The sequence below is a fragment of the Rhizorhabdus dicambivorans genome, from assembly GCF_002355275.1.
Taxonomy (GTDB): Bacteria; Pseudomonadota; Alphaproteobacteria; order Sphingomonadales; family Sphingomonadaceae; genus Rhizorhabdus; species Rhizorhabdus dicambivorans.
The window spans coordinates 2,068,492-2,094,196 of record NZ_CP023449.1 but is presented as its reverse complement, the minus strand read 5'-3'; the positions used below and the strand labels follow the sequence as shown (position 1 = coordinate 2,094,196).

Sequence of the window (25,705 nt, the reverse complement as noted above, 5' to 3'; positions counted from 1 at the left end):
CCATCTGCCGCCTAGCCGCGAAAATTATGTCCGAAAGTCCGGGGTTTTGCAGGCCCTGGCATGCCCAACTGTCCGCCAAGAGGGCGACGCGCGGCATCGTTGCACAGGGCGCGATAGCCAATCTCAGCCTGGCCGGGCCCCGGCTCGCGCGCTTCGCTGTCGATCAGGCCCCGAAGAGTTTCGGACTCATTCGCGCGGGGGTTCACGCCACGTCAGGACCGCAGTTTCTGCATGGCGGAATGTACGAAGCGCCCCGTTGATAGCATGCCGCCAATCGCACATGTCATCCCCGCGCGGCAGCGATGCACGGTGAGGATGGTGACAGCGATGGTCGACGAGCTTTTTGATGTGGCGGGCAAGGTTGCCCTGGTCACTGGCGGAACCAGCGGGATCGGCGCGATGATCGCCGAAGGATATGCCAGGCGCGGTGTCAGAACCTATATCGCCGCGCGCGACCTTGACCGCGCCCGGGCAGCCGCCGCCGAGATCGCCGCCGCTGGCGGGCATTGTGTCGGCCTGGCCGCAGACCTCCGAGACGCAAGCGGCGCTGCCGCCTTGATCGATGCGCTCAAGGCCCATGAAACGAGGCTCGATATTCTCGTCAACAATGCCGGCGCCAATAATCGCGGCCCGATCACCGACGTCAGCGCGGAAGCCTGGGACGACGTGATGGACGTCAACCTGCGCGCGCCCTTCCTGCTCACGCAGCAAGCCCTGCCCCTCCTGCGCGCGGCCGCGAGCGATGAAGAACATGCAAGCGTCATCAATATCGGTTCAATCGGCGGGCTGCACATCCCGAACTGGGAAGCCTATCCCTATGGCGCGTCGAAGGCGGCGATCCATCACCTGACGCGCGCATTGGCCAAGCGGCTCGGCGTCGAGCAGATTCGTGTCAACGCGATCGCCCCTGGCCCATTTCATTCGCGCCTCACCGATACCGGTTCGGAGGCGGTCAGGAAAAGTATCGAGACCTATATCCCGGTAAAGCGCGCCGGCACACCGCAGGATATCCAGGGTGTATGCATCTTCCTCTCCTCCCGCGCGGGCGCCTATATCAACGGATCGACCATCGCACTGGACGGCGGCTACATCGCTGCGCTTTGAAGTCGGAGCGCCGTCATTCCAGCCCGAGGTGTAGGCACATCGACCGAGTGTGAACCGGCGATCACCATCTACTCGAAGCGTAACGCGATCGTTCCATGGGGACCATAGTCGAATTCGAACCGATCCCCGCGCGCGACGGGATAAGGTTTGATCACGGATCCCGAGAGAACCATGTCTCCCGCCTCGATTGCCCGGCCCTGCTCCGCCAGTGCCCCGGCGAGCCACGTCAGAGCACGTTCCGGCCGTCCGAACACGAGTGGGAATAGCCCGGAATCCTCAGCCTCGCCATTGTGGTAGAGCACAGCCCCGATGCGACTGAGATCGGTGTCGCCCGGGGTCATCCGAAGGGGCGAGACGACGAAGCCCGCCGCGCCACCCGCGTCTGCGACGATATCGATGGCGGACCGCGCCTGGCCGCTCGCGGGATCGAACATCACTGTGCGGCTATCGAGTATCTCGATCGCCGGCGCGATCCAGTCGATCGCGGCAATCGCATCCGCCTCGCTGCACGGGCCCGCCAGTCGCTTGGCCATGCGAAAGCAAAGTTCCATCTCGACCTTCGGCGCAACGAACCGGTCCATTGGAATCGGCGTGGCTTCGTCAAATTCCATATCGTCGAGAAGGACGCCAAATACCGGCTGGTCTGCGCCGAATGCGCGCTGCAACCCGCGCGTTGTCAGTGCCACCTTGTAACCGATCGCCCGCCGCCCCTCGCCGGCGATACGTGCTGCGACCCAATCCTGCTGCACGGCATAGGCCGTCTCCAGCGTAAGCTCGGGATGACGTGCACGCGGTAATGCCACCGAGGAACGCGTCCGCCGCGCCGCATCCAGCTCTGCTATCAGCGCCTGTCGTCCGGCCAAATCCAACATCGCCAACCTAACCCAGGATCGCCTTCACCTCGAGATATTCCTCGAAGCCGAAAATGCCGAATTCACGCCCGTTTCCGGATTGCTTGTAGCCACCGAACGGCAAGCTCCGGTCGAATGGCGCGCCATTGAGATAAACGCGACCCGCCCTGATGCGCGCGGCCACCCGAAGCGCATGATCACGGTCGCCAGACTGGACGAAGCCCGCGAGCCCGAACGGTGTATCGTTGGCGATACCGATGGCTTCCTCCTCGTCATCATAGCTCATGATCGACAGTACGGGGCCAAAGATTTCTTCGCGGGCAATCGTCATGTCGGGGGTGACGTCGCCGAACACCGTCGGCCGAACGTAAAATCCCCGATTCAGTTCGGCGGGACGTCCCACGCCTCCCGCTATCAGGGTAGCTCCTTCATCCAAGCCTGTCTGAATCAAGGCCTGGACCTTGTCGAACTGCGCCTTGCTGACGAGGGGCCCCATTGTCGTCGCCGGATCGAGCGGGTCACCAAGACGAATGCTACCGACCGCCGCACGCGCGGCATCAAATGCAACGGCGCGTTCGCCGCGCGGTATCAGCATGCGTGTGGGCGATTGGCAATTCTGGCCGGCATTGACGTAGCAGGCATATACGCCCTCCGCCACCGCGGCCGGCAGGTCGGCGTCGGCGAGAATGATGTTGGCGGATTTCCCGCCCAGTTCCTGCGCGACGCGCTTGACGGTATCCGCGGCGAGTTTGGCCACCTTGATGCCGGCCCCGGTGGATCCAGTGATCGAGACCATGTCGATCTCGGGATGCGACGCGATAGCTTCGCCCACTGTCGGGCCGTGGCCGTTGACAAGATTGAACACGCCGGGCGGAACGCCGGCATCGTGGATGATCTCCGCCAGGCGCATCGCGCTGAGCGGAGCGATCTCGCTCGGCTTGAGGACGACCGTGCAGCCCGTTGCCAATGCGGGTGCGACCTTTGAGGCGACCTGGTTGAGCGGCCAGTTCCACGGGGTGATCAGGCCGCAGACACCGATGGGCTCGCGGCGTATGATGCCCGGGCCCATCCGTTCCTCGAACCTGTAATTCGCCAGCACACGTGCCGCTTCTTCGAAATGAAAGAGCGCAACGGTTGCCTGGCGCTCGGTCGCAAAGGTTATGGGCGCGCCCATTTCGAGCGTCATCATGCGTCCGAGTTCTTGCAGATTGGCGCGGAAACCTTCGATGATCCGTCGCAGATAGCCGAGCCGCTCCTCCAAGCTTGTCCGGGAAAATTGGGCAAAGGCGGCGCGAGCGGCTCTGGCGGCCCGATCGACATCGGCATGCGAACCCACGCAGATCCGCGCGAACCCTTCCTCCGTGGCGGGATTGGTGATGTCCAGCGTCGACGGCGACACCGGATCGGTCCACGCGCCGTCAATGTAGAATTTCAATCTGTCCATGACCCTCACCGGCAAACCGCGATCGACCGTCGCGGCCTTGGTTCATCGTTCACCACTTCGGCTTCCCACAATTCTGGAGGCCGGGCTTGCGGCGCTTTGAAAACGCGAAACGCTCTTGTTCCTTTCCGCCCGATGTTCACGGGCGGCGCCTCAAGGCGAATGGCGCGGTCTGCAGGATGTGGTGCCTCACGCCGCGGTTATCATTTCAGGCGTTTCGCCTCCTCCAACACGCTCGTATCGATCAGCGCGGCGATTTGCTGCCGGGTTCTCGGCGCGCGGCCGTCCTGCGCCGCAAGCCAGGATTCCTCCTCGACCATCACGTCGAGGATATTCGGGGAGGTGTCGCACAAGAAATTATAGTTCCAGGCAGCAACGATATCTTCCTTCGAACGGCCAGTATTTTTGGAAAGAATATCCTGGATACGCCCCGGATTGGTCGCCCCCTGCTTGCAAGCCAGGATCATCTCCCGAACATATGCCACGATCTGCGCTCGCTTGGCCGGGTTCCCCAGGGTCGCGGCGGTTGCGTAGAGCGAATAGATTTCCCGATATCCGTTAGCGGGTTGGAAGGTGATGACGTCCGCGCCAATGGCACGAATCGCATCTTCGGCGTGGGGCTCCCACATCGACATCGCATCGACCGTCCCGGCGATCAGCGCTTCGGCACAGGCTTTCGGCGGCAACTGTACGATGGTGACGTCCTTTTCCGTCAGGCCCGATCGTTCGAGCGCTTTGCGCAGATAGAACGCCGCCGACGTGCCGGGATATGTGGCAATGCGCTTTCCCTTCAAGTCCGCCTCATGGGCAATGCCTTTGGACTTGCGGGCGACAATGCGGTAAATTCCCTCGACCACGGTGAAAAGATAGCGCCCATCGGGATGCGCGACCGTGGCCCGCAGGAACTGGGTTTCGGCATTGCCCGCCAGATCGGCCAACCTGTCATGGGACGTGGGCGCTACGGGACCTCCGGCCGTAACGACCGCCGTCAACTTCGGCAGCCCGGTTTCCCAGAGGTTGGGCACCCCGCCCAGGCTGAACTCCACTGTCCCTTTGGGGGAAGTTTCCGCCGCCAGAGCCATGGCCCCGGTTTCAAAAACCTGGGTGTTTCCAACAACGCGGAGAGGTTCGGCCAGGATCGCGGCAGGGATAGCTGCCAAAGTGATGGCAAGAACAATTTTATCTATTACACGCAACATGGCCAAACCTCTCTCGATCAAGTCTTTCTCAGTTAAAATTGCTAACTGGGAATGATCTCCTTGAAAACCTACATCCTTGCGCGGATGCCCATCTTATAGGCACGGCCAATGGGGTTGAAATACAGTCCATTACCGTTCAGCCGCAGTTCCGGCGGAGGATCAGTATCAAAGACGTTGGTCACGCCCCCGAACATCTCGATGTTGCGGTCCTCGCCTCCAAACAGTTTCACCCTGCCGCTCAGATCGAAATAGGTGCGTGACGACACATGGTTATACGTCACGCTGTTCGGGAGGTACGGGCTATATCCCTTTTGCTCGGGCCCAATCCAGTCCGGGTTCTGCAGCCCCTTCGGAATGTGGGAGGCATGAGCGGTGATCGAGAAAGTCGGCTGTGAATATGTTATCACCGCATCGCCGCGCCACCGCGGAACGCCCACGATGTTGGTTACGCCGCCGGAATTGCCCGTGAAGTTCGACAGTTCCTTTCTGGTCCCGTCAGGCAGCTCAGTCGTCAGTTTGTTCACGAGCGAGCCGTTGAGGGCGATGTCGATATTGCCACCGAGGAAGCTGCCGACATCCGCGAGGTCGAACGAATATTTGGCCACGAACTCCCATCCCCGAGTCCGCAGTCTGTTGATATTCTGGTAGGTGGCAAAGAGCGCCAATATCCGATCCGGATTGCCATTCACGTCCGTTCCCAGCGTGCAGATCGCAGGATTGCTGCCCGAACGGCATATGTTGACGGCCAGGTTGGCCGACGGGATGTCGATCGCGCCATCCACCGTGATGTCATAATAATCCACGGACAGCGCGAATCCGCGAAACCAGCTCGGCTTGATGGCGATACCCGCCGTGAATGTATCGGCCGTCTCCAGCTTCAGGTTCCGGTTGCCGCCGCTGAAGGTCGGCATGAGATACTGGACCCCATATTTCGGATCGGCGAGCGAAAATGTCGTCACGGTCCTGTTAGGGTTCAGTTCCAGAGGAGATGGCGCCCTTATGTCGTGCGACCGGGTCACGCGAAGCATATAGTCATCGCTCAGCTGGTAAACTGCGCCAGTCTTCCAGGTCGTGGCGCTGCCCGACAGGCTGTAGTGCGTCTGGCGAACCGCGCCATCCAGCTCCAGAGATTTGCCGAGTGCCCAGTCCTTGAACACCGGCAGGTTGAGCTCGCCATAGACCTCCGTCACCTTCTGCGTCGTGGAAGGCAGGAAGGTCCAGGCGATCTGGGAGAACAGCCCCGCCTTGCTGTTTGGATCGTTGTTGCCCTTGGAGTTGCTCGTCCGATATTCCCCGCCGAACGCCGCAGATATCGGCCCGGCCCAGCCTTCGATCAGCGTACCGCGGAAATTTGCCGCGAACGTGTGATCGGTGAAGTGGCGGGTGGACCAGGCAACGGTGTTGGCCCAGGCCGCCGCTGCCGCGCTTACCTTTCCTGGCCCCATGATATTGGCGGGAACGCACCCGTTTGTCGGATTGGCGATCGTGGTGCGGCAGATGATCGTCCCGGCTGCGATCCCCGGAAGTCCAGCCGGCGCGAAAACCGCGTCGATCGAGTCCTTCCAGCGCTGCTCCAGTCGTGAATTGGCGTTGCTCTGGCGACCGTTGGTTCGTCCGAACTGATAATAGGCGTCCCATTTCCAGTCCGCGAAGGCGCCGCCCTTCAATCCCACAAAGGCATGCCAGGTTTCGTTGGTGGAGCTGTATATGTTCGGGCCGAGTTCGAAATTGATGCGGCTCACCGGAATGAAGCTGACCCTTGCCGCGTCCATCATCGCCGCCGTCGCCGGCGTCAGATAGGCATTGTCGCGGTTGATCCTGAGCGCGCCATTAGGATCCGATCGCGGGTTCGCGCCCGTCGGGCCGCCATCGACCTTCGCATAGCCCAGTTCGGCGGACAGGGTCAGCGATTCCGTCAGTTCGTAATCGGCGTGGCTGAGCAGCGACAGATGCTTGGTTGCGACGACCAATGGCCCCACCGCACCATAATAATCCGTAATGCTCGGATCGCCACCGATCATCAGCGAGCTGGGCCTGGCCCTGTTATACAAGGCGCCAAACTGGAAAGGGACCAGATTGCCGTTGCTGTCGAACTGCATGCCCTGCAGCGGGTGGACGACGGTAATGGTTCCGGCGGGCGTCAGCGATGTCCTCACATCGTTCGCGCCGACATTGGCGGGCAAGCCATTGCTGAGCGCCGGATTGGTGGAAAAGAAAGGATTCGGAACGAAATCGCGATGCCGCCTGCTCCAGTCGCGACTGTTATAGTCCGAGACGGGGCCTTCGTCCGCATATTCGCCGCCCAGCACGACATGACCACGTCCGCCGGCGAAGTCGCTACCAACCTGGAACGCGATATATTTGTTACGTGCGTCGCCCTTGTCGCTTACGCCATAGCTCGCTTCGGCCTTGACGCCGCTGAAGCTGGTATCGGTGATCAGGTTGACCACGCCGGAGACCGCTCCGGCGCCATAAGCTGCGGATGCGCCGCCGGTCACGACTTCCGATCGCTGTATCATGATGGACGGGATGGCGTTCAGGTCGAAATTGCCGTCATCGGAACTGGCGACATGTCGCCTGCCATCGATCAGCGTCAATGTCCTGATCGAGCCCAATCCCCGAAGATCGAGGCTTCGGCCGGCGATGTTCGCGCTGGATCGGAACTGCTGGGTGGCTGGGCCGGTGATCGGGCGAAAGGAGGGAATCTGATTGAGGGCATCGCCGACGCTCGTGATGTTGAGATTCTGCGAGCGTTGCTGATCGATCACGTTGACGGGCGTTGGCGAATTGAAGCTGGTCCTGCCCAATCGCGATCCGGTGACAATGATCTCCTCAGCGGGAGCCTCGGAATCGGCAGATGCGCTTTCAGCCTGCGCCCAGCCGGGGGCGGCGTTTCCTAACGAAAACATCGTCAGCGCGATAACCGACACTGCCGTCCTGCTAGCAAATTTAGTCGCCACGTCGTGCTCTCCCCTCTATATTTTTCCGTATGAGCATATCCACGACCGCGCCGAGAAAGCGCTGTGCGTGATCCACGATCCGAGCGCTTGCGCCCTTCATGATCTTCAAGCTCCCACGTCCATTTCTTGGCGGACCCGCCCGCCTGCGGAAAGTGCTAGATTTGAGTTTTCCGCAGGGTGGAAGTTTCCAACTGTCGAAACATTTGTCCTGCGTACGGGTAGCGCGTCATAGCACGCCTTCAAAATCTCAAGTTTAGGTCAGGTAACGTCGTCCACCCAAGCAAACACTCGGCTCTAAATATCGCAATCATTTCGGATACAACCCACCTACCGAGCTATAATCGGCTGTTCGGTGGGACCGATTATCGGGATGTAGTTGCGGATCTACGGCTTCGGAGCCTCGGAGCTGCGCCGATTTTTCGAGCGCAAATCGAGCCTGTTACGGCGCAGGAATGCCGAGAGCTGATCCGCAACGGCGACGTTATTGAGATCCGCGAAGGGAATATGCGTATTCCCTTTCAAGCCCGCAGCAGGAAGAAACAATATCTCCGCCTTTCCGCCGCGCGCATTTACGAGATCGACGAATTTCTGGCTGGTTTTCGCGTAGGCGGTCCAGGTTGGCGATTTGTCGAGATTATCGCCGAACACGAACTGGATCGGGATCCGCGTGAGCTTCTCGAAATCTTCGGGCGATACGATGACCGGGCCGAAGCGGGTCGGCTCGCTGGGCGGGTTTACGTCGCTGGGAAACACATAGCCCGGATTTTCATATGCGACGATCGCCTTGACCTTGCTCGTCTTCATCGCCGCCAACAAGGCCCGCATGCCTCCTGCGGAATTCGTTACCAATACGGTCGGCCCCACACGCTCGATCGCCTTCGCCGCCGCTGCGGCCTCCAGTTCGGCATTGGGCGTCGTGTCGAACTCCTGATAGCGCGCGCGCACGGCTTGCTCCCAGGCCTCCGCATCCCGGGTCGGAAACTGCACCCCCGGGAAAAAGTCAGGATATTTCGCGCCCAGCCGCCATGCCGTGAAATTCTGCTGGTCCTGGCCGACGGACGGCTCATATGTATAGTGATCGCAGCCCCAATTGGCTCGTCCGACGCGCGGCCCATCCCACAGATAGACTGGAAAACCCCGGCGCAGGAAGATCGATTGATAGCCTTCTCCGCCGTCCCAGCGCGTTTGCCAGACCTTCGTCGATGAGCTGTGCCACATTAACAAGGCGACGTCCCGGGCATGTCGGGGAATCTGATATTCGACATAGCCATGATCGCAGGAAAGCGTGGATTGCCCGCTGCCCAGAACGGTGCCGCCGGCTTCGAACGCACCCTGCTTTTCGATCTGGATCGGCCCGGACTGAGCGGGAGCGCCGGCTGTCCACAAAATCAAGGCTGGCAATAGCGAAGCGCTGAGCCAGCGTGAAGCGGATCGCCGTATATTAGCGCGTGCTATCATCAACTTGCTCTCCCGTCTGCCCTAGGGATTTCCCTCACCGCGGCTCATTGCGCCATATAATTTCGATGAACTCACGAAAATAGTCGGGGATGCCTCGATTGACCCGTCATGGTGCGACCAGCGTCCCCTAACCTGTCCAGCCAAGCATGATCCGCCGCCCTGTGTCGTGAAGCACCTTGCGACGCTCCTCGTCCGTGAGCAACTCGGTCGCCGCTATGGCGCGGGCGACCATCATCTTATACGTTCCCGATGACGTGCCGATGTCCGATCCCCACATCGTTCGATCGGCACCGTAGAAATCGACCGTACGGCGGAGCACGCGTTCAGGGGCCACACCCTTTTCGCGGATGACGTCCATGCTGAGCGACGTGAACTTGACCGAGATATTTTCACGCCTGGCGAAGCCGTCAAATCTTTCGTCGATGCCGTAATTCGGTTGGGTACAGTCCGGCAGAAAAACATGATCCAGCACGATCCGCAATTCAGGAAGATGATCGGCCATCTGCTCGATAACCGGAATCAATACTTCGCTCCCAGTCGCGGGCGCCTCGATATCGACCAGCAGGCCAAGACTGTCGGCCAGTTCCCAGACTTTTAGGGAAGCGGGCGAACTCAGCCAGGCGCCCTTGTCGACCACGCCCACACCGAAGAAGCGGATTCCGACGATCCCGCGCGACGCGCATTCGCGGATCATATCGGGCGTCTCCGGCGCCTGCGGATCGACGATGATGATGGCGCGCATTTCGTCGGGGAAGGCGTCGGCCGCATCAACGATATAGCTGTTGTCCGTGCCGTAGATCATGCCCTTCTGCACGGCCGCGATGCCAACTACATTTTCTTCGGCCATCCATTTGTGCATGAGCTCGGCGGTCGGCTTTTCATTGATCGGTTCGGGGCCGTGCATACCGCCCGGGGTTCCGATGGTGCCGGGGATGCGCGGCATTCGAAGCGACGTGTTCTCGAATGGATAGCTGCGGGGATAGCGGATTTCGTCGTCCGACACCAAATGGGCATGCGTATCATAAAGGCGTATTTCATCGCTGCTCATGATGTTGTCCGCGGAAACACTGGCCACCCCTCTTTATTGCTGCTTGCCCGCCGATCTATGCAGACCGAAGCACAAGGCAAAAGTCGGAATTGCGAAATTTCCGTCAGGTGGAAAAGTAATCCCTCCTCCCGCGAGCATATCCGTCAGACTATTGCTGGATAACGAGTCAAATGACTTCGCAAACCCCTATGGTTTCGTCAGTCATCGGAGTGGACGGCACAAAGTTCGGACGGCAGAAGGATTTTCTTCCCGCCCTGGATAATGTGGCTATCGCCGATCAATTGTCGGTCTTCTTGAAGCGTTCAGAGCACCATGGCCTGCCGGCATCAAAGCTCAGTAGAAGGCTCGATCGTCCTGCGGAGGGTGGGGAGATAGCGGCTGCCGAGCGGATCGCTTGGCTAATTCCCGCGAGATCGCATCCGTCATCTCGAAAAGTTGCGGCACGTACTGATCGACGGCCTCGTCGAGCGACATCGCAGCGGTAATCCACGTCAGACCGAGGCAGGCGACAAGGCGCTCATCATCAAAGATCGGCACGGCGATGGTGGACGAACGCGATTCGATCGTTGGATCGCGGAGAGCATAGCCGCGCTCACGGACCTGCTTGAGCATCCTGGCGATCGCGGCGCTGTCATGCGCCGCCGCATCCTCGGGATTCTTGCTCTGCTTGGCGATTTCGATGAGGATTTTACGCTCATTGGCCGGGCTATGCGCCAGATAGCAGCGCCCGAGCGCGCGGCTGACCAGGCTCCATCGCATGTTGAGGGACGAATGGAGGAAAGAGAGCGAGGTGTGCGGTATGGTGCTGGCCCGCACCACCACCGCGTTGACGTCGAAGAGGGCCAGCGCAAGAGGCCATCCTTCCCGCTTCGTGAAGTCGATCATGATCTCCTCTGCTACCTCGATCACCAGCGGCTCGTGATGAAAGCCGCTCGATAACGATTTGACCCGCCCGAGCAGATGATAGGTGCCATAGCTTGACGACTGCGCCGCGAGCCCCTTCGCCTCGAATGTACGCAGCAACCGTACGATGGACGATTTGGGCAGCCCCGTCTCGCGATGGAGGTCATGTAGTGTCGAGAACGGACGACGGTTGAGCGCCTGGAGCAAGTCGATCGCGCGCTCCACCGCGCGAACGCCGTCACTCTTCTTCTCCGCCGCATCATTGATCATGTCCGACATCCGATCCCTGGCCGGTAGCCGTCGCGGTTATCGCGCCTACCTTTTCCACCAGGTGAAACTATCGTTGTCGGCTTACCACCGCAATGCGCCTGGATCGGCTTTCCGCAGAGCGAAATCCTCCGCGATCTACCCAGCAACCGGCGGCTTCCGCCGGAGCGCGGGTACCGAGAGCATCGCCGCGGCGCCGACGAGCGACGTAGTCGCCATAGCGTAGAAGCCCAGACTGAAGGAGCCGGTCGCGTCGCGCAGCACACCGAAAAGGAAGGGGGTGGTATAGCCCGACAGATTGCCGATCGTCGTGATCAGCGCAAAACCGGCGGCCGCGGCGGCGCCCATCAGGAACGTCGCCGGCAGCGAGAAGATGGTACCGGAAACGATCGTCACGCCCGAATATGCCAGCATGAGTCCGCCGAGCGCCAGCCATGCCTCCTCGGAGAAAGTTCCGGCAAGGCACAAGCCGAACGCGGTAATCGCGAAGCCCACGGTCGCGTGCCACCGACGCTCTCGGGTCCTGTCCGAATGGCGCGCGTTGATCACCAGCACTGCGCAGGGAATGATCGAAAGCGCCGCGACAATCAGCCCCGTGTTGAACACGGTCGCGCCGCTCACGCGCTGGACGATCGTCGGCAGCCAGAACTGGATGCCATAAAGAGTCGAAAGGTTGCAGAAATTGGCGAGGACGACGCACCAGATATTCGAGTCGCGAAATGCGTCACCAAAGCGATGCCCCATACCGGCCTGGGCCTGAGCCGCGTGTTCCTTCGCGAGTTCGCGCGTGACCAGCGCCTTTTCCTCGTCATCGAGCCAATGCACTTCGCTCGGCTGGCTACGCAGCTGGACGAAGACGATGACCCCGAGGATAGCCGCAGGCAGCCCTTCCACCACGAATACCCACTGCCAGCCGGCAAGGCCGGCCCAGCCATCCATGAAGCGCATGATCGCACCGGAGAGAGGACTGCCGATGATCGCCGCAAGCGGCGTGCCGAGCAGCATCACGGCGACCGCCTGTGAGCGCACATAGCTCGGGAACCAGTAGGTAAGATACAGCAGCGCGCCGGGATAGAACCCCGCTTCGGCTATGCCGAGCAGGAACCGGATGATATAGAAATGGGTCGGGGTCTGGACGAACATCGTCAGGGTCGACAACAGCCCCCACACGACCATGATCCGCGCGAGCCAGACGCGCGCACCGATACGGTGCAGCATCATGTTGCTCGGAATCTCGAACAGGCAATAGCCGATGAAGAACACACCTGCACCGAAGCCGTACATCGTTTCGGTGAGCCCAAGCGCAGGCCCCATCTGGAGCTTGGCGAAGGCGACATTGACCCGGTCGATGCTCGCAAAGATATAGCTGACCAGGATCAGCGGCAGGATGCGAAGCGCGATCTTGTTGTAGACGCGCCAGCTGAAATCATCGGCCACGCTCGCTCTGCCGATCAAGGCCATCTGTCTCTCCCCTCGGCCGCAGCCGGCCATTGCTCGCACGTATCGCCGGAGCGATGACGCCATTTCCCGCTCATTCCACCGCGAAACAATGCGGCGCGCCCTTGTTCGCGACAAGTCCCGAGATCGGGTCTGCCGCATTGCCCTTTCATGGCATGGGATAGTCTTCGGCGTTCGCGACCAGCCCTTCACGCAGCGAGAAATCCATGCGCGGCGGCGCGAACACATCGACCAGACGGCCAGGCTCGTCGCCGATATTGCGGCTGGTGTGGACAACCGTCGGGGGATCACCAGCAGCGATGGGCTCGCCATCTCGATGTGCTCATCATCCCGCCAGGTCGCGAAATCCGGGCCCCACGGGTAGCGGATATGGTGGATGTAGGTACCCCCGATCGCGAGCGATCCCTGCTCGAAATCGGCATGCGCGTGCGGCGTCAGCTTGCTGGTGTCGCGCGGTACATTCCGGGCCGTCATGACGTTGAGCATGAGATTGGTCGAGCGGAAGATCCGCATGTTGGTGCCTTCGCGTATGTAATCCGCAAGGCGATAGGTACGCAGGCGATAGCCGCCGATCGGAAGCGGCCAGGGATCGAGCGGCGCGACATCGACAGGGCGCTCCGCGTAGGCCGCGGCGTTGGTGGCGCGGGCGGCAAGATCGGAAGCGCGGCTCGAAAAGACGCGGATGATCTCGCCATTGCCATTCAACGTGACACTGCTGGGCCCCGGAGGCACGATCGTCAGGCTATCGGGTGCGACCTCGACCGTCTCGCCACCGGCGGCGACCGTCGCACCGATCTTGTCCGTAAGGATCATATATTCGTCGGGATTGTCGGCGCGCTCCAGGCGCGTTCCTGCCGTCGCCTTGCTGACCACGGTGACGAAATTCGCGCCACGCGCGATCCAGCTCTCGGCCCCCTCCTCCAGGTCCGTCAGCGGCGCGTCTCGATAATGCCATGCGCCCATCGCTGCTCGTGCTGTGCTCATGCTGCATGTCCCTTTTTCTGCTGGGTTGCGAAGGCGGCCACGTTGCGCGCGCCCTGCCGCAGGATCGATTGATCCGATCCGATGACAAACCAGTCGGCGCCCAACGGAGCGAACTTCGCGCCCTCCTCGGGCGAGGCCACGAACATGCCGACGCGTTTGTTGGCGGCAATGCCCGCGGCGATGATGCGCCGGGTGGCGGCTATGACCGCCGGGGTGCTGGCACTGGCCTCGCCGATAGACAATGACAAGTCCGATCGGCCAATGAACACGCCGTCTATCCCAGGCGTCGCGGCAATCGCCTCGCACTCCTCGACGGCAAGGCCGCTCTCGATCTGCGCCAGAATGACCGCCTCATCGCCGCGCCTGAGCGCCTCGGCCATGCCCAGCGAGCCGTAGCCGGCATAGCGCGGACCACCCGAATAGCCGCGCTGGCCGGTCGAGAAACGGGTGTTGCGGACGATCTCCGCTGCCTGAGCCGCGGAATCGACATGCGGCACCAGCAAGCCGGCCGCCCCCATGTCGAGCGCCGAAAGCAGAGTCGAGTGGCGGTCGTCCGGCACACGGACGAAGATCGGCAGTCCGGCGGCGCGGCCTGCGAGGATCATCAAGTCGATTGCAGCCCTATCAAAGGGTGCATGTTCAGCATCAACGACAGCGAAATCGAGTCCGCAGGTGCCCAGTACTTCCACGATGTGTGGCGAGGTGGTCTTGAGGAAAATGCCACACTGAACGGTCATGCCGTGGTCTCCGGAAGCCGTGCGGCGCTGTCGCTGACGCGGCGACGGATATCGATTTCGTCTCCATTCGACGTCATGGCCGCCATTCTCTTCCTCCTCACTCCGGTGCATCTTCGCGCTGAGCCCCGTTTTTGGAGGAAAATGAAGATAGAGGACCAGCGTCGAGTTCGAACTTTCCGAACGGCGGAACTTTCCGAAGAATGGAAAATTGGACAATCGGTATTGCGCGACTGCGGCCGATTTGGTGCGGTTCCACCAGCATCGGCTTCCACATTTTCTGTATCGAAAGAACCTGGCCACCATGGCGAGCAAGACAATCATCTCATGCGCCGTCACCGGCAATCTCGTGAAGCCGGAACAGCATCCCGGCTTGCCGGTCACACCGAAGCAGATCGCCCAGGCGGCGCTTGACGCGCGCGCTGCGGGTGCAGCGATTGCGCATATCCATGTCCGCGATCCCGAGACCGGGCGCGGTTCCATGCGCCTCGATCTCTACAAGGAGGTGGTCGATCGTATCCGCGACAGCGGCAGCGACGTGATCATAAACCTTACGACGGGCGAAGGTCAGCGTTTCGTGCCGTCGGACGACGATCCGAAGGTCGCCGCTCCCGGCACGACGCTCGTCCATCCGTTGCGCCGCGTCGAGCATATTGTCGAGCTGAAGCCGGATCTCTGCTCACTCGACTTCAACACGATGAATTCCGGCGGGCAGGTCGTCATCAACACGCCCGCCAATGTCCGCAAGATGGCGGCGGCGATCGTCGGCGCGGGAGTCAAACCCGAAATCGAAGTGTTCGATAGTGGTGATATTCACCTCGCCAACGATCTGATTGCGGAAGGACTCATCCCCGGAAGGCCGTTCTTCCAGATCGTTTCGGGCGTCAGATATGGCTGTGCGCCCACGGTGGAAACGATCGCCTATATGCGCTCGCTGATTCCCAATGGTGCGATCTGGTCGGCCTTCGGGATTGGCCGCCATGAATATCCGATCCTTGCCGCGGCGCATCTGCTTGGCGGACAGGTTCGCGTCGGCATGGAGGACAATATCTACATTCGCCGGGGCCAGCTGACGCGCGGAAATGGCGAGTTGGTTGAACAGGCCGTGCACTTGCTCGACCTGCTCGGCGGTGAGCCGGCGACGCCAGCCGAAGCGCGCGCGATGCTCGAACTGCCGCCCCGTAGCTAGGCACAATGACATGCCGGCCCGGCGCCGGAAGCCTGTAGCGAAGGCTTCTGCGGTGTGCCGCACAGCGGCCTGGCCGTGGCTTTGCATCATAGCTGCACCACAGCGAATGGTGGCTTTTAAGTGAACAAGATCAGACCAGAGGTTCGCCGCCCGTACGCCCCGGGTTCAGTCGAATATTGGTAGCGCGGTCGTCGACTTGATCTCCTGCATCGCAAACGACGAACTGACATCATGCAGTTCGGCGACCTTGGTGAGCTTGCGGTAGATCCTGTCATAATCGGAAATGTCCCGCGCCACGATCTTCAGCAGATAGTCGATCTCCCCGCTCATCCGGTAGAATTCCACGACTTCCGGGATCTTCGACACGCCATCGGCAAAGGTCTGCAGCCAATCGTCACTGTGGCGCGAGGTGCGGATCGCGACGATCACGGTTATGCCGAGCCCCAGCGCCTCGCGATTCAGGATCGCCACCCGGCGTTCGATCACGCCATCCTGCTCCAGCCGCTTGATCCGTTTCCAACAGGGCGTGGCGGACAGGCCGACACGTTCCGCAAGGTCGGCCATCGAGACGGTTGCATCTTCCTGCAGGATCGCGAGCAGGCGACGATCAACCGCATCGAGAGAGATATTTTTCATAAATTGTAGTTCATGAAATGAGATTTCCTGAATTTGCTATTCCATAGGCAAACTAAGAAGCACTTTCTTCATTCGCAACCCTATCCTCGTGTCCGGACCGAGGAGACGAGCATGATAGATCGATATTTCCGCGAACATCCTCGCAGCGTGGACGAAACCTATCGTCAGCATCTCCATACCGCGAGTTGGTTCGCCGCGACCATGACGCTGGCCGGGTTGGCCTGTTTCATCCATGCCCTGGTCCCGCATCTCTTCCAGAAGACCGGGAGCGCGGTGATCGAGCGGCTGTACGATCGCATGGTGAAGAACCGCAGGCGCACCCCCGCGCCGTCCAACCCCGCCCCCTGAGGCCCTGCGGGACTTCGGCACGGCTGATGATGGCCTGGTCCCGGATCACGAAAATGACAAAGCAGCCGGGCTGGCATTTCCCGTTAAGGGCGGTTCTCGGCAGAGCATAGCGGCGGTCTCGATGCCATCGGGCTTGGAGGGTCGACCGAGGCGCTGCTGTTCGTCGATTGAACCGAACCAACCAGACCGTCGCCCCGGCGGAGGCCGGGGTCGCAAGAGGGGATGTCACCCGATCTGCCGGCTGCTGTGGTTCCAGAAGGAGGCGCGCAGTTCGCGCTTGAGGATCTTGCCGCTGGCGTTGCGGGGCAAGGCGTCGACGAAGCTGTAGCGGCGCGGCAGCTTGAAGCCGCCCAGGCTCTCGCGGCAGTGCCGGTCGATCTCGGCTTCGCTCGGCCGGGCCCCGGCTTCCGCCACGATCACCGCCATCACCGTCTCGCCCCACTTCTCGTCCGGCACCCCTATCACCGATGCCTCGGCGATCTGCGGATGCTGGTGCAGCACCGCCTCCACCTCCGCCGGATAGACATTCTCCCCGCCGCTCACGATCATGTCCTTCAGCCGGTCGCGGATGAACAGATAGCCTTCCTCGTCCAACGATCCCGCATCGCCACTGTGCAGCCAGCCGTCGCGCAGCGCCGTCGCCGTCGCCTCAGGCAGCTTCCAGTAGCCCGGGAACACCTGGGGGCCCCGGATCAGTATCTCCCCGATCTCCCCCGGCGCGCAGGCCCTGCCCCCGGCATCGACGATCCGCAGCTCGGTGCCCGGCAGCGCCCGGCCCGCCGACGCCAGCAGCTCGGGCCGATCGGACAGCGCCCGCACATGGTCCGCCTCGCTCAGGAACGTCCCCGCGCAGCTCAGCTCGGTCATCCCGAAGCCCTGCAGGAAGGCGCAGCCGAACACCCCCATCGCCTCGACCAGCACATGCTCCGCGATCGGCGACGCCCCGTACATGATCTGCCGCAGATGCGGGAAGCGCATCCCCGCTATCTCCGGCTGGCGCAGCATCATCTGGATCAGCGTCGGCACGATGAACATGTGCGCGATCCGCTCCTCCACGATCGTGCGCAGCAGCACCGCCGGGTCCGCCGCCGCCAGGATCACCAGCGTCTCGCCATGCGCCATCGCCCGCAGCGCGAACACCGCCCCCGCGATATGGAACATCGGCAGCACATGCAGCGATCGCTGCCCCGGCGCGCTGCTCCCCGTCGCAAGCTCGATCTGCCCGATATTCGCCACCACCCCGCGATGGCTGATCATCGCCCCCTTGGGCTTGCCCGTCGTCCCGCTCGTGTACAGCTGCAGCACCGCCGCCTCGTCCGTCACCGGCACCGGCGGCAGCCCCGGCGCCGCCCGCTCCACCAGCTCGTCCAGGCTCAGCCAGCCCGGCAGCGCCCCCCGCGAGCAGATCGCCACTTCAGGCCGGCCCCCCGCCGCCTCCAGCGCCTCGCCATGCGCCGGGTCCGCGATCACCACCCGCGCCCCGGCGTCCTCGATCATCCCCACCCATTCGCGCGGCGCCAGCCGCCAGTTCAGCGGCACGCACACGATCCCCGTCCGCGACGCCGCATGGATCAGCAGCAGCGCGTCGATCGAATTGCCCAGGATCGTCACCACCCGGTCGCCCGGCTTCACCCCCAGACCCAGCAGCGCCGACGCCATCGCGATCGACCGCGCACGCCCCGCACCATAGCTCAGCTCGACCCCACCCATCCGCGACAGCACCTGCCCGCCCCGGCTTCCCGCATGATAGTCGAATGCTTCATGTAACAGCACTTCGTCACTCCCGCTTGCGGCGCCGAGGCGGCGCACTCCTCCCGATCATGATGATGTGAACCGGCCGTCCAGCAGCGTGCGGCCGGCCTGGCGCAGCGTTCCGCATCCGGTCAGCGTCATCGCGACGCGCAGTTCCACCTTGAGCGCCTGGAGCATCGCGACGACGCCGCGCTCCCCGCCTGCGGCCAGCGCGAAGGCCCAGGCACGGCCGAGCAGGCAGCCGTCGGCTCCCAGCGCAAGCGCCTTCAATATATCCAGGCCGGAACGCACCCCGCCGTCGACCAGCACCGTGCCCCGGCCGCCGACGGCATCGACGATCGCGGGAAGCGCCTCGATGCTGGAGGAGACGCCGTCCAGCTGCCGGCCGCCATGGTTCGAAACCACCACGCCATCGGCGCCGGCATCGAAGGCGGCGGCGGCATCCTCAGGGCAGAGCACTCCCTTGATCAGGATCCGGCCGGGCCAGCGCGCGCGGATCCAGGCGAGGTCGTCCCAATTGGTGCTGCAGTCGAAATTCTCGCGGATCCAGCCCCAGTAGTCGCCCAGCCCGGCCCGGCCCGTCATCGCCGCCGCGAAATTGCCAAAGCTGTGCGGCCGCCCGCGCAGATAGACGTCCCATAGCCAGCCGGGGCGAGCGATCCCCTGCCAGATCTGCCGCGCAAGACCGCGAGAGCCGGCATCGTAAAGCCCGGACCGTGCATCGCGATGGCGGATCCCCGGCAGCGGCATGTCGACGGTGAAGACCAGCGTCTCCGCGCCAGCCGCCAGCACGCTGTCGATCAGGTCGCGCATATAGGCGCGATCCCGGATCATGTAGAGCTGGAACCAGGGGGCGATGCCGCCGCCGCGCCGCACCTCGTCATAGCCGCAGACCGAAACGGCCGACAGGCAGAAAGGCACGCCTTCCGCCACCGCCGCCCGTGTCGCCTGCACCTCGCCACGGCGCGCATACATGCCCGCGAAGCCGACCGGCCCCAACGCGATCGGCATCGCCGCCGGCGCCCCGGCCAGCTCGGCGGACATGTCCAGATCGGACATGTCGCGCATCACCCGCTGCTTCAGCCGGAAATCGCCGAAGCCGTCCCGGTTCGCCGCCAGGGTGCGTTCGTCGAAGGCACCGCTGTCGATATATTCGAACAGCATGTGGGGCAGCCGCCGGCGGGCGGCTGCGCGATGCTCCTCATAGCTTGGCAAGGCCAATCATCGCCCTCCCGGCATTCTATCCGAAGGCGACGGAATTCCGCCCCTTCAGCCCCAGCATCGCGCGGGTCTCGTCCGGGGTCGCCGGCTTGAGCCCGAGCTCGCCCAGGATCGCGACGATCTTGCGGACCTGATCGGCATTGGACTCGGCCAGCTTGCCCGGCCCGATCCACAGCGAATCCTCCAGGCCGACGCGGACGTTGCCGCCCAGGGTCGCCGCCATGGTCGCGATCTGCATCTGGTTCCGGCCCGCCCCCAGCACCGACCAGTAATAGTCGTCGCCGAACAGGCGGTCGGCCGTCCGCTTCATGTGATGGACATCCTCGGGATGCCCGCCGATGCCGCCCAGCAGGCCGAACACCGACTGGATCAGCAGCGGCCCCTTGAGGATGCCGCGATCCATGAAGTGCGCGGCGGTGTAGAGATGGCCAATGTCATAGCATTCGATCTCGAACCGGGTGTCATTCGCCCCGCAAAGCTCCAGAATGTTCTGGATATCCTTGAAGGTATTCTTGAACACCCGGTCGTTGGAGCCCTCCAGATAGGGTCGCTCCCAGTCATGCTTGAAGTCCTTGAACCGCGACAGCATCGGATAGAGGCCGAAGTTCATCGATCCCATGTTCAGCGACGCCACCTCGGGCTTCAGCTGCAGCGCCGGCTGCAGCCGTTCCTCGACCGGCATATTGGGGGCGCCACCCGTGGTGATGTTCACCACCACGTCCGATTCCCGCTGGATGCGCGGCAGGAAGTCGCGGAACCGGGCCGGGTCCTGGGTCGGCTGCCCGGTGATCGGATCGCGGGCATGGAGATGGACGACCGACGCGCCGGCCGCCGCCGCGGCGAGCGCCTCATTGGCGATCTCCTCGGGCGTCACCGGCAGATAGGGCGACATCGAAGGGGTATGGATCGATCCGGTCACCGCGCAGGTGACGATCACATTCTTTTGCTTGGCAGCCATGATTATCTATCCGTCACTTGATGGCGATGGGGTTGATCGGCGAGCCGACGGCGCCGGTGATCGGCAGCGCCGGCGCGCAGAACAGGAATTCGTAGGCGCCGTCCTGCGCGCAGTCCTCGGCAAGCTCGCGCACGTTGAAGATTTCGCCCATGCTGATGCCGATCATCGGAATAACCACCCAATGCCATGGCTGGTTGATGTCCACACTCTCGTTCGGGCGGACCTCGCAACCCCAGGTATCGGTGCAGATCGCCGCGATCTCCTTGCGGTAGATCCATTCGGCCGTCTCGAAGCGCAGCCCCGGCGCGTCGCCGCCGGCATAGCCGCCCCAATCGCCGGCATCGAGGCAGCGCTCCATATGGCCGGTGCGGACCACCACGAAGTCGCCGCGCCGTATCTCCACGCCCTGCGCGGCTGCGCACTCGTCGAGATCGGCCGAACTGATGCCATAGCCATCGTCGAGATAGCCGCCCTTGAACCGCGCCACGTCGAGCAGCACGCCGCGCCCGACCATGCGGTCGCGCGTCTTCTCGATACCGTTCTTCTGGGCGCCGGTGGAATCCACCAGCCGCGCGTCATAGCCGTTCCACATCTGCTCGTCGAAGAAGACGTGGCCCAGCGCGTCCCACTGGGTGCCGCACTGGAGCGGCATCGTCACCATGTCGTCGGCATAGCGGATGCCGATCTTGTCCTGGTTTCCGGCCACCGCGTCGGTTCCGGTCTGCAACATGGTGTGGATCGGGTTGAAACGGTTGCCCCAGCCCTTCTGCGGGCCGTTGAAATTGAAATCGAGGCCCATCGAGATCACGCGGCCCTTGCGCACCAGCCCCGCCGCGGCACGGACCTCCTCGTCGCCGACGAAGTTGAGCGTGCCGATCTCGTCATCGGGTCCCCAGCGGTTCCAGTTCCGAACCTTGTCCGCCATCGCATCGATATCGGCGCGGTTCAGCTTGCGGGCCGGATTATTGGATGGGACAATCTTCACCTGCGGCCCCGTACTCGCCATATCCATCATCAATCCTCTGCTGTGCGTTCTCGGTAGCGCCGGCACTCGAAGCGAACTCGGTCGCGGGCGGCGGGAACTGGCGACAGGCGAACGGGACGGCCGATAGCGTCGGACGGCGTCTAGCCTGCGTGACACCTTTTCCTCGCCGCGCTTATCGCGTCCGGCCGGCGAGGCCGCCAATCTCAATCCGAGATAGGGAAAATCGCGAGATTGTAACCAGACGCACCGCGCCCGGGATGACAGAAGCAGGGAGAGCAAGGGCCAAGGGGAGAGGGACAATGGAGCAGTTGCGGGGATCGTTCTTCATTGGCGGTGATTGGGTGGAGCCGGCGAGCGACCGGCGCTTCACGCTGGTCGATGCGTCGAGCGGGGAAGCGATCGGCACGGTGCCCGAGGGTGTCGAGGCCGATATCGACGCGGCCGTCGCCGCCGCCCGCAAGGCGCTCCATGCCTCCGGATGGGCCGATGCCTCCCCCGCCGAGCGCGCCTCCGTCATCGAACGCTTCCTCGCCGCCCTCACCGCCCGCAGCGAGGATATCGCCCGCTCCGTCAGCACCCAGAACGGCATGCCCATCGCCGTCAGCCGCGCCCTCGAAGGCGGCTTCTCCCTCGGCCTCGGCCAATATTATGTCGATCTCGCCCGATCCCTCGGACAGCCCGACATCCGCCCCTCCCAGATGGGCCGCGAAACCCGCGTCGAGCACAGCCCCATCGGCGTCGTCGCCGCCATCATCCCCTGGAACTTCCCCGTCACCCTCGCCATCAGCAAGATCGCTCCCGCCATGGCCGCAGGCTGCACCATGGTCATCAAGCCTTCCCCCGGCACCGTCCTCGACAGCTACATCCTCGCCGAGGCCGCCCTCGAAGCCGGCGTGCCCCCGGGCGTCCTCAACTGGGTCGCAGCAGACCGCGACGTCGGCGCCTATCTCATCGCCCATCCCGGCATCGACAAGGTCGCCTTCACCGGCTCCACCGCCGCCGGACGCGCCATCGCCCGAACCTGCGGCGAACTGCTCCGACCCGTCACCCTCGAACTCGGCGGAAAGTCCGCCGCCATCCTCCTCGACGATGTCGATCTCGATGCCTTCATCCAGGGCGTCCCCATGGCCTCCCTGCTCAACAACGGCCAGACCTGCTATCTGGGAACCCGCATCCTCGCACCCCGCCGCCGCTATGCCGAAATCGTCGATGCCCTCGCCGGCCTCGCCAACTCGCTCGTCATCGGCGACGCCCTCGATCCCGATACCCAGCTCGGCCCCCTCGCCTCCTCCGCCCACCGCGACCGCGTCGAAAGCTATATCGCCATCGGCAAGAACGAGGCCCGCCTCGTCGCCGGCGGCGGCCGCCCATCCCACAGCAACCGCGGATGGTTCGTCCAGCCCACCATCTTCGCCGATGTCGACAACCAGGCCCGCATCGCACAGGAGGAAATCTTCGGCCCCGTCCTCGCCGTCATCCCCCATGATGGCGAGGAGGACGCCATCCGCATCGCCAACGACAACCCCGCCGGCCTAGGCGGCTCCGTCTGGAGCGCCGACAGCGCCCATGCCACCGACGTCGCCCGCAGGATCGTCACCGGCACCATCGGCATCAACGGATATCTCCCCTCCGTCGGCGCTCCCTTCGGCGGCGTGAAGGCTTCCGGCATGGGGCGCGAGTTCGGGCCGGAAGCCCTCAACGCATACCAGAACACCAAATCCATCTACGTCATGGGTTGAATCGATTATTGAACGGCTTCAGCTGGAACGAAGCCCGACTACCGTGGAAGTGGCCACAGATTTCTCCGCCCCCGGGCGGTTTGTTTGCAGAAGGAAGTAAAAATGAAAATTGCCAGGATCAATTGGGCCGGGAAGGTCGTGTGGGCCGAGTTCGCCGATGATGGCAACGCCTATGAAATCGGCGGGCCGGGCGGCAATCCGGCGCGCGGCGCGAAGCTCGGCCCCATCGATCAGGCCCGCCTGCTCGCGCCGATCGAACCGCAGAACAAGGTCGTCGCGCTGATGGGCAACTGGTCCGGCCGCAATGGCCGCCAGGGCTCTGGCCTGTGGATCAAGCCGAACAACTGCATCATCCCGACAGGCGCCCCGATCCGCTGGCCCAAGGCGCTCAACCATGCGCCCTATTTCGAAGCCGAACTGGCCGTGGTGATCGGAAAGAAAGCCAAGGACGTCTCGGTGGAGGATGCGAAGGATCATATCTTCGGCTTCACTATCACCAACGACATGACCGCCTTCGGCGTGCTGCAGGAAGATACGGTCGCCGCACAGTCCTTCCGTTTCAAGCTGTATGACGACTTCCTGCCGATGGGCCCCTGGATCGAGACGGACTTCGACCCGAAGGGCCGCGAACTGCGCGCGATCCTCAACGGCGAAGTCAAGCAGCGCGGCGTGTTCGACAATATGGCGTTCGACATCTACGAAACGCTTTCCTGGGCCAGCGGCGTGATGACGCTCGAAGTCGGCGACATCATCAGCATGGGCACCCCGCCGGGCTATGTCGAAATGGCCCGTGGCGACGTCATCCGCTGCGAGATCGACGGCATCGGCGCGATCGAGAACCAACTGATCTGATCCGATGCGCGGAGCTTCATGACGCTGGACCGAGCCGGGGGGATGGCGGCATGCCGCCCCCCGGCCACCGCCGGCCCGATCCCGCCGAGTTGTTTTCGGCCTGCACGCTTCGTATAAACTACCCGCTTGTCGAGCAGAGGTGTTGGCGGTGTCGGTAGATGAAGCGGATCAGGCGTCGACGAGGGCAAATCCAACGACGATGAGAGCGGACGCCCAGCGAAACCGTGAGGCCATCCTCAAGGTAGCGCGCGCGATGGTCGGAAACGACGGGACGAAGATGTCCCTCCGCGCAGTCGCCCGCAATGCGGGCGTCGGGCTTGGTACGGTCTATCGTCATTTTCCCACCCGGGACGATCTCCTCCAGGAAATCCTGAGCAGCAGCTTCGACGACCTCTCCGAAAAGGCCCATGTCCTGGCATCCAGCGAAAGCCCGCTGAACGCCCTGGAACGCTGGATGGAGGAGGTCGCGACGAACACCTCGGCCTATCAGGGCCTCGCCGCCTCGATGATCGAGAAGCGCGAAGACCCCACCTCCTCGCTCCATGCCTCCTGTTCCTCGCTGAAACAGTCCGGCGACCTGCTCGTGCGCCGCGCCCAGGACGCGGAGCTGGTGCGGCCCGATATCGAAGGCACCGACATCATATCGCTGGTCGCGGCGATCGCCTGGCTGTCGGATCTGGAAAGCTTCACACCGGATCGGCGGAAACGGCTGCTCACCTTGCTGATGGAAGGCCTGAAGAAATAGCTGGCCGGATCGCGGCCGCGCCCTTCTTCAAGGCCGTGGAAAATCGGCGGAGCGGGCGACCTCGCCCAGCCCACCGATCTCATCGATCCTCTCGGCCAGCCTTTTCATAACCATGGCATGACCCATCCCGCCCAGCACCAGGTGGCGCGGCGCATCCGGGGCAAGCGCCACCGCGATGATCGCGCGCGCGGCGCGATCGGGATCGCCCGGCCGGTCGTCATCGGCACCGCCGGCCGCCTGCATCCGCCTCGCCACCGTCTGCACATAATCATCTATGCCGCAGTCGGTACGCTCCAGCGAGCGGCTGGCGAAATCTGTGCGGAACGGGCCCGGCTCCACGCAGCTGACCTGGATACCCAGCGGCGCGACCTCGGCCAGCAGGGCATCGGACCAGCCCTCGACCGCATGTTTGGTCGCGGCATAATAGCCCGAGCCGGCGAGACCGAGCAGCCCGGCCACCGAACTGATGCTGATGATATGGCCCCGCCGCTGGCGCCGCATGATCGGCAATATCGCGCGGGTGAGCGCGAACAGGCCGAAGACATTGGCATCGAACATCGCCCGGATGCGCGCTTCCTCGCCCTCCTCGACGCTGCTCTGATAGGCATAGCCGGCATTGTTCACGAGGATGTCGATCCGGCCGAAACGCGCCTCGGCCTGTGCGACCGCCGCCATGATCTGCGCCGGGTTCGTCACATCGAGTTCCAGCGCGATGGCGCGATCGGGCGCGCGGGCCACAAGATCGGCGATGCTGTCGCGATCGCGGGCCGTCGCCACCACCTGATGGCCTGCCTGTAACACCGCCTGCGTCAGCGAGCGCCCGAAACCCGTCGAGCAGCCGGAGATGAACCAGGTCGTCGGATCGCCGCCCAT

The 25,705-nt window shown here is 63.1% G+C and carries 21 protein-coding genes; 6 read left to right on the top strand and 15 right to left on the bottom strand.

Annotated elements, in window-relative coordinates:
- Positions 1 to 327 precede the first annotated feature (327 nt).
- Positions 328 to 1,104: an SDR family oxidoreductase gene (locus CMV14_RS09980; protein WP_066969362.1), complete on the top strand. Its 777-nt coding sequence runs from the start codon at positions 328 to 330 to the stop codon at positions 1,102 to 1,104.
- 68 nt (positions 1,105 to 1,172) lie between these two features.
- Here CMV14_RS09980 and CMV14_RS09975 read toward each other — a convergent pair whose 3' ends face one another.
- The 9 genes from CMV14_RS09975 to CMV14_RS09935 form a co-directional block, all read right to left on the bottom strand.
- Positions 1,173 to 1,982: a 2-keto-4-pentenoate hydratase gene (locus CMV14_RS09975; RefSeq protein WP_083216125.1), complete on the bottom strand. Its 810-nt coding sequence runs from the start codon at positions 1,980 to 1,982 to the stop codon at positions 1,173 to 1,175.
- A 1-nt stretch (position 1,983) separates the two neighbouring features.
- Positions 1,984 to 3,399 (bottom strand): aldehyde dehydrogenase family protein, encoded by a 1,416-nt coding sequence (locus CMV14_RS09970; RefSeq protein WP_066969323.1) that lies wholly within the window; start codon positions 3,397 to 3,399, stop codon positions 1,984 to 1,986.
- 200 nt (positions 3,400 to 3,599) lie between these two features.
- The gene (locus tag CMV14_RS09965; protein WP_083216124.1) at positions 3,600 to 4,595 is read right to left on the bottom strand and encodes an ABC transporter substrate-binding protein; all 996 of its coding nucleotides are present in this window, start codon (positions 4,593 to 4,595) and stop codon (positions 3,600 to 3,602) included.
- A 68-nt stretch (positions 4,596 to 4,663) separates the two neighbouring features.
- Positions 4,664 to 7,504 carry a TonB-dependent receptor domain-containing protein gene (locus CMV14_RS09960; protein ID WP_066969359.1) on the bottom strand — a complete coding sequence of 947 codons (2,841 nt, stop codon included), beginning with the start codon at positions 7,502 to 7,504 and terminating at the stop codon, positions 4,664 to 4,666.
- A 435-nt stretch (positions 7,505 to 7,939) separates the two neighbouring features.
- Positions 7,940 to 9,013 (bottom strand): alpha/beta hydrolase, encoded by a 1,074-nt coding sequence (locus CMV14_RS09955; RefSeq protein WP_066969320.1) that lies wholly within the window; start codon positions 9,011 to 9,013, stop codon positions 7,940 to 7,942.
- 127 nt (positions 9,014 to 9,140) lie between these two features.
- A complete protein-coding gene (locus CMV14_RS09950; RefSeq protein WP_066969357.1) occupies positions 9,141 to 10,061 on the bottom strand; it encodes an amidohydrolase family protein in 921 nt (306 codons plus the stop codon).
- Positions 10,062 to 10,394: 333 nt separating this feature from the next.
- Positions 10,395 to 11,243, bottom strand: coding sequence for a DNA-binding transcriptional regulator (locus CMV14_RS09945; RefSeq protein ID WP_202820895.1), 849 nt, complete (start codon positions 11,241 to 11,243; stop codon positions 10,395 to 10,397).
- A gap of 126 nt (positions 11,244 to 11,369) precedes the next feature.
- Positions 11,370 to 13,673 carry an MFS transporter gene (locus CMV14_RS27005; RefSeq protein WP_202820894.1) on the bottom strand — a complete coding sequence of 768 codons (2,304 nt, stop codon included), beginning with the start codon at positions 13,671 to 13,673 and terminating at the stop codon, positions 11,370 to 11,372.
- Positions 13,670 to 14,731, bottom strand: coding sequence for an HpcH/HpaI aldolase family protein (locus tag CMV14_RS09935; RefSeq protein WP_202820893.1), 1,062 nt, complete (start codon positions 14,729 to 14,731; stop codon positions 13,670 to 13,672). The genes CMV14_RS27005 and CMV14_RS09935 overlap by 4 nt, the downstream gene beginning before the upstream one ends.
- Between CMV14_RS09935 and CMV14_RS09930 the strand changes: the two genes are divergently transcribed.
- Entirely contained in the window at positions 14,712 to 15,596 is an 885-nt protein-coding gene (locus CMV14_RS09930; RefSeq protein ID WP_066969305.1) for a beta-keto acid cleavage family enzyme, read from the top strand. The two genes, CMV14_RS09935 and CMV14_RS09930, sit on opposite strands and share 20 nt — an antisense overlap.
- A gap of 165 nt (positions 15,597 to 15,761) precedes the next feature.
- On the opposite strand, the gene CMV14_RS09925 is transcribed toward CMV14_RS09930, so the two are convergent.
- Entirely contained in the window at positions 15,762 to 16,232 is a 471-nt protein-coding gene (locus CMV14_RS09925; protein WP_066969302.1) for an Lrp/AsnC family transcriptional regulator, read from the bottom strand.
- A 111-nt stretch (positions 16,233 to 16,343) separates the two neighbouring features.
- On the opposite strand from CMV14_RS09925, the gene CMV14_RS09920 reads away from it, so the two are divergent.
- Entirely contained in the window at positions 16,344 to 16,580 is a 237-nt protein-coding gene (locus tag CMV14_RS09920) for a DUF6356 family protein (protein ID WP_066969300.1), read from the top strand.
- Positions 16,581 to 16,805: 225 nt separating this feature from the next.
- Here CMV14_RS09920 and CMV14_RS09915 read toward each other — a convergent pair whose 3' ends face one another.
- The 4 genes from CMV14_RS09915 to CMV14_RS09900 are packed head-to-tail and all read right to left on the bottom strand — an operon-like array spanning position 16,806 to position 21,496.
- Positions 16,806 to 18,353 (bottom strand): long-chain-fatty-acid--CoA ligase, encoded by a 1,548-nt coding sequence (locus CMV14_RS09915; RefSeq protein ID WP_192876314.1) that lies wholly within the window; start codon positions 18,351 to 18,353, stop codon positions 16,806 to 16,808.
- Between the two features lie 45 nt (positions 18,354 to 18,398).
- Complete coding sequence (locus CMV14_RS09910; RefSeq protein WP_066970347.1) at positions 18,399 to 19,553, bottom strand: L-lactate dehydrogenase; 1,155 nt, start codon at positions 19,551 to 19,553, stop codon at positions 18,399 to 18,401.
- A gap of 19 nt (positions 19,554 to 19,572) precedes the next feature.
- Positions 19,573 to 20,511, bottom strand: coding sequence for a 3,5-dioxohexanoate:acetyl-CoA acetone transferase (kce, locus tag CMV14_RS09905; protein ID WP_066970343.1), 939 nt, complete (start codon positions 20,509 to 20,511; stop codon positions 19,573 to 19,575).
- 13 nt (positions 20,512 to 20,524) lie between these two features.
- Positions 20,525 to 21,496 carry a cyclase family protein gene (locus CMV14_RS09900; protein ID WP_202820892.1) on the bottom strand — a complete coding sequence of 324 codons (972 nt, stop codon included), beginning with the start codon at positions 21,494 to 21,496 and terminating at the stop codon, positions 20,525 to 20,527.
- A gap of 299 nt (positions 21,497 to 21,795) precedes the next feature.
- On the opposite strand from CMV14_RS09900, the gene CMV14_RS09895 reads away from it, so the two are divergent.
- From CMV14_RS09895 to CMV14_RS09885, 3 genes are all read left to right on the top strand, one after another.
- A complete protein-coding gene (locus CMV14_RS09895) occupies positions 21,796 to 23,235 on the top strand; it encodes an aldehyde dehydrogenase (RefSeq protein WP_096367711.1) in 1,440 nt (479 codons plus the stop codon).
- A 102-nt stretch (positions 23,236 to 23,337) separates the two neighbouring features.
- Positions 23,338 to 24,087, top strand: coding sequence for a fumarylacetoacetate hydrolase family protein (locus CMV14_RS09890; protein WP_066969834.1), 750 nt, complete (start codon positions 23,338 to 23,340; stop codon positions 24,085 to 24,087).
- Between the two features lie 277 nt (positions 24,088 to 24,364).
- Positions 24,365 to 24,832, top strand: coding sequence for a TetR/AcrR family transcriptional regulator (locus CMV14_RS09885; RefSeq protein ID WP_238147244.1), 468 nt, complete (start codon positions 24,365 to 24,367; stop codon positions 24,830 to 24,832).
- A 27-nt stretch (positions 24,833 to 24,859) separates the two neighbouring features.
- Here the strand turns inward: CMV14_RS09885 and CMV14_RS09880 are convergent, their stop codons facing one another.
- A complete protein-coding gene (locus CMV14_RS09880) occupies positions 24,860 to 25,705 on the bottom strand; it encodes an oxidoreductase (RefSeq protein WP_066969830.1) in 846 nt (281 codons plus the stop codon).